Raw genomic sequence first — 4,280 nt, 5'->3', positions numbered from 1 at the left:
ATCAGGATGAAATCATTATCCGGCTCCAGGCTGGAGACAGCAGCAGGGAGACGGTGATCATAGATGTTTTCGCCAGGTTGCAGGCTATCCGCATCGATTTCGGGCAGTTCATGCAGTTCGACCAAGGGAAGATCGAGCGCGGCCTTTGCCATGAACTCTTTGCGGTTCTCAATATAGCGCCCCAAAGAGCGTTGCCGCAGATCAAGGTCCAGAGCAGCGACCTTATGGCCCAGTCGAGCCAGCGTTGTGGCCACATGGATCGAGACGGTAGATTTGCCTGCGCCGCCTTTCTCGTTTCCGACCACAATGATATGTGCCATGCCCGTTGTCCCTGCTCATGTTTCAGTGCCGCGGCTCTTACGGCGCGGGTTTGTTGCTGTCTACTATATGTTGTGATTATCCACAGGAAAAGCGATTGATGCGCTAGGCATCGCGCCAAGTGCCAGTTTCCAGCCCATCCAGACGCCAGTCTCCGATCTGTGCCCGAATAAGCCGCAAGGTGGGGTGGCCAACAGCGGCGGTCATGCGGCGGACCTGGCGGTTGCGCCCTTCGGATACTGTGATCGACAGCCAGCAATCGGGCACCGATTTGCGATAGCGTACCGGTGGCGTGCGCGCCCAGATATCGGGCACCTCGATACGGGCCACCTTGGCGGGGCGCGTTAGCCCGTCCTTGAGGGGAACGCCCTGGCGCAGCGCCGCAAGGGCGGCATCATCCGGCAGGCCCTCGACCTGAACAAGATAGGTTTTTTCCGTTTTGAACCGGGGGTTTGCAATCCGCGCCTGAAGCTTTCCGCTATCGGTCAGCAACAGCAGCCCCTCGCTGTCGCGATCAAGTCGCCCGGCGGGATAGACCCTGGGGATGTCGATGAAATCCGACAGCGTTGCACGCGCGCTATCGGCAGTGCCGCGGTCGGTGAACTGCGACAGCACGCCGAAGGGTTTGTTGAACAGGATCAGCCGGGTCATGCGCCCCTGATGCCCGAGCAGGGGCCGCGCCGCAAGTCCTGGTTACTTCTGACCGGGCCAGAACCCGTCGCGCACCTTGTAGGTCCAGGGCAGGCCCGCATTGCGCCAGCCATTGACCGCACGCACGCCAGCCTCGTTCTTGTCGCCCTCAAAACCGTCGACGACGTTGTAAAGCGTGACATCGACCCCGGCCTTGACCAGCTTGTCGATCGCCGCCGCGCTGCGCGACCCGGAGCGGCACATGATCAACAGGGTATCGACATTCGATGCGGCGTCGCTGGCAAGCCAGGCCTTTGCTTCGGTCACGAAATTGGGGTTGTCGACCATCTTGTAAACGCCCTTTTTCGGATCAAAAGCCAGTTCCGGATCGACGAATTTAGACGGGATATTGGCCGCCGCAAGCGTTGGATGGCCGATCAGCATGGTCTCGGACGGGGTGCGCACGTCGATGAGTGCAACATTGGGATGATCTGCCAGCACGCGACCGGCATCGGCGGCAGTGATGTAAAGACCGGGCGCCGTCTGCTTGCTTTTGCTCAGATCGGCCGCAACAACCGGATGTTCGACGGCAAACGCGCTTTCGGCACTGGCGAGTTGCGGGCCCATGGCCAGGGTCAGGGCCACGAGGGCGGGAAGGGCAAGGCGATGAAACGGGATCATGGTGGCGTCCTTTCGGTTACATTCCTGTGCGTGAATGTGATCTTCCAGAATTACGCCTGTCAAGGACGCGCCGCATTGACCTTGATCAAATCCCCGTCAGGCGTTGCCATCACCGATAAAACGCGCCGCATCCGCCGCCGCGCGCCGGATCGCGTTGGATTTATGCACCGTTTCCATATATTCCGCCTCGGGGTCGCTGTCATAAACCACACCACCACCGGCCTGAATATATAGCTTTTCGTCTTTCACCACGGCGGTCCGCAGCGCAATACAGACATCCATGTCGCCGCCCGAGCTGAAATAGCCGACACCGCCGCCATAGACGCCGCGTTTCTCCGGTTCCAGCTCGTCGATGATCTCCATGGCGCGCACCTTGGGGGCGCCAGATACCGTGCCCGCAGGCAGCCCCGCCAGAAGCGCCGAAAGCGCATCCTGATCCTCGGCCAGTTCGCCCACGACGTTCGAGACAATATGCATCACGTGGCTATAGCGCTCGATGATGAATTTCTCGGTCGGGCGCACGGTACCGATCTTGCTGACGCGGCCTGCATCGTTGCGCCCCAGATCAAGCAGCATCAGGTGCTCGGCCAGTTCTTTCTTGTCGGCCAGAAGGTCGGCCTCAAGTGCGCGATCTTCGGCCGGGGTGGCGCCACGCGGGCGGGTGCCCGCAATCGGGCGCACGGTGACTTCGTTGCCAAACACCCGCACAAGAATTTCGGGGCTGGCGCCGACCACCTGAAAGCCGCCGAAATTGAAATAGAACATGAAGGGCGAGGGGTTGGTGCGCCGCAAACTGCGATAGAGCGAAAACGGCGGCTGGCGGAAATCCTGGGTCCAGCGCTGACTTGGCACCACCTGAAAGATATCGCCGGCGCGGATGTAGTCCTTGGCCTTCTCCACAGCGGCCTTGTACCCCTCGCGGGTGAAATTCGACACTGGCGGCGCATCTTCATGGGCCTCGCCAAGATTGCGGCTGGCTTGTGGCAGGGCGCGGTCCAGATCGCGCATGGCGTCCATTACCCGTTCGGCGGCCTGTGCATAGGCGGCCTTGGCCGACTGCCCGGAACTGACCCAGGCGGGGGCCACGACTGTCACCTCGCCCTTGACGCCGTCAAGCACCGCCACCACTGAGGGGCGCAGCATGACCGCATCCGGAAGCCCAAGCGGATCGGGGTTCACGTCCGGCAGATGTTCGACAAGGCGGATCATGTCATAGCCGAGATAGCCAAACAGCCCGGCACTCGAGGCCGGAAGATCCTCGGGCAGATCAATCCTGCTTTCGGCAATCAGCGCGCGCAGATTATCCAGCGGATCGCCGTCCTGATCCTCAAAGCCATCCACGTCAAAGCGGGCCTGGCGGTTGATCCGGCTGCTGGTGCCGTGACATTGCCAGATCAGGTCGGGTTTCATCCCGATGATCGAATAGCGCCCGCGCACTTCGCCGCCGGTGACGGATTCAAGCATGAAGGCATCGCGTGCCGCCCCCGTCAGCTTGAGCATCAAACTGACCGGCGTGTCGAGATCGGCGGCAAGGCGGGCGTGCACGACCTGATTTTCACCGGCCTCATAGGCGCGGGCGAAGTCGTTGAACGAAGGGGTCAGATCCAAGGTACAGATCCTTAGTTGAAATTGGAATGCACGGCATTCATGGCGGCCTGATCAAGGGTCACACCGGCGCGCGTGCGGATATCGTTGGCCAGCACCTGAAACAGGTCCTGGCTAAGGTCTGCGGCGACCTGATCGCGCAGCGCGTCGCGCAGGCGTTGCAGGTCTTCATCCTCGTCGGCAGGCGGCAGGATGTCTTCGAGACGCAGCAAAAACAGACGGCCCGCGCCCTCGATCAGGCGGACCTCGCCTTTTTCCATGCCAAAGACGATCTCGATGAATTCGGCCGGGGCTTCGGGCTGATAGCTGCGGCGGGTCAGGTCATCGACAACCGTGGTCTCGAGCCCGAGTTCGTCAAAGCTGATGCCCTCGCGCAGCTGTTCGGCCTGGCTTTCGACCTGGGCACGCAGCGCCTCGATCGTTGCCTGCCCGCGCCAGCCCTGCACGACCGCGTCGCGCACGTCTTCCAGCGGCTGGATGCGCGGCTCTTCGATCCCGTCGAGGCGCAGGGCAAAGATGCCGTCATCCTCAAGCTTGCCCACCTCGGGGTAATCGCCATCCGTTACGGCGGCGGCTGACTCGCGGAAGGCGTCATAGGCGGCAATGCCGTCGGTCATACCGGGATGCCAGTCGATCTGGCCAAGGACAAGGTCGGTCTCGCTGGCGATTTCCTCAAGCGTGGCGCCGCCCGCCAAAAGGTCATCGACCCCGTCGATCTGTTCGTCAATCACGCGTCGCGCCCGGTCGGCGGCAAGCGCCTCGCGAAGCTCTGGCCTGGCATCTTCAAAGCTGGTGGTCTGGGCCGTAAGAATGGCGTTTACCCGGAAAAGGGCGGGGCCGAGATCGGTTTCGGCGGGGCCGACAATGGTGCCTGCCTCGGCGCCGAAAACCACATCGGCCGCAGGCCCGAGATCGGTGGCAGAGACATCGCCAAGATCGACATCCGCCATTTCGAGCCCGCGCTCGGAAACCACCATTTCAAACAGCACGCCGTCATTGATCCGGTCCAGCGCCACTTGCGCCGCCGCCTTGTCGGAAAACACCAG

Annotated in this window: 5 protein-coding genes; all 5 read right to left on the bottom strand. The window is 61.9% G+C overall.

Annotated features, from left to right (window positions below; genetic code table 11):
• The coding region (locus QZ522_RS18140; protein ID WP_294614916.1) for a division plane positioning ATPase MipZ at positions 1–320 on the bottom strand (320 nt) is incomplete at its 3' end.
• Positions 321–423: 103 nt separating this feature from the next.
• Positions 424–969, bottom strand: coding sequence for a pseudouridine synthase (locus tag QZ522_RS18135; RefSeq protein ID WP_294614914.1), 546 nt, complete (start codon positions 967–969; stop codon positions 424–426).
• 42 nt (positions 970–1,011) lie between these two features.
• A complete protein-coding gene (locus QZ522_RS18130; RefSeq protein ID WP_294614911.1) occupies positions 1,012–1,629 on the bottom strand; it encodes a rhodanese-like domain-containing protein in 618 nt (205 codons plus the stop codon).
• 96 nt (positions 1,630–1,725) lie between these two features.
• Positions 1,726–3,237 carry an anthranilate synthase component I gene (gene trpE / locus QZ522_RS18125; protein WP_294614908.1) on the bottom strand — a complete coding sequence of 504 codons (1,512 nt, stop codon included), beginning with the start codon at positions 3,235–3,237 and terminating at the stop codon, positions 1,726–1,728.
• An 11-nt stretch (positions 3,238–3,248) separates the two neighbouring features.
• Positions 3,249–4,280 (bottom strand): peptidyl-prolyl cis-trans isomerase (locus QZ522_RS18120; protein ID WP_294614905.1); only part of this gene is annotated, 1,032 nt, incomplete at its 5' end.

Source organism: uncultured Roseovarius sp., from assembly GCF_913054395.1.
In the GTDB taxonomy this organism is placed as follows: domain Bacteria; phylum Pseudomonadota; class Alphaproteobacteria; order Rhodobacterales; family Rhodobacteraceae; genus Roseovarius.
This window is presented reverse-complemented; position numbering and strand designations above follow the sequence as displayed.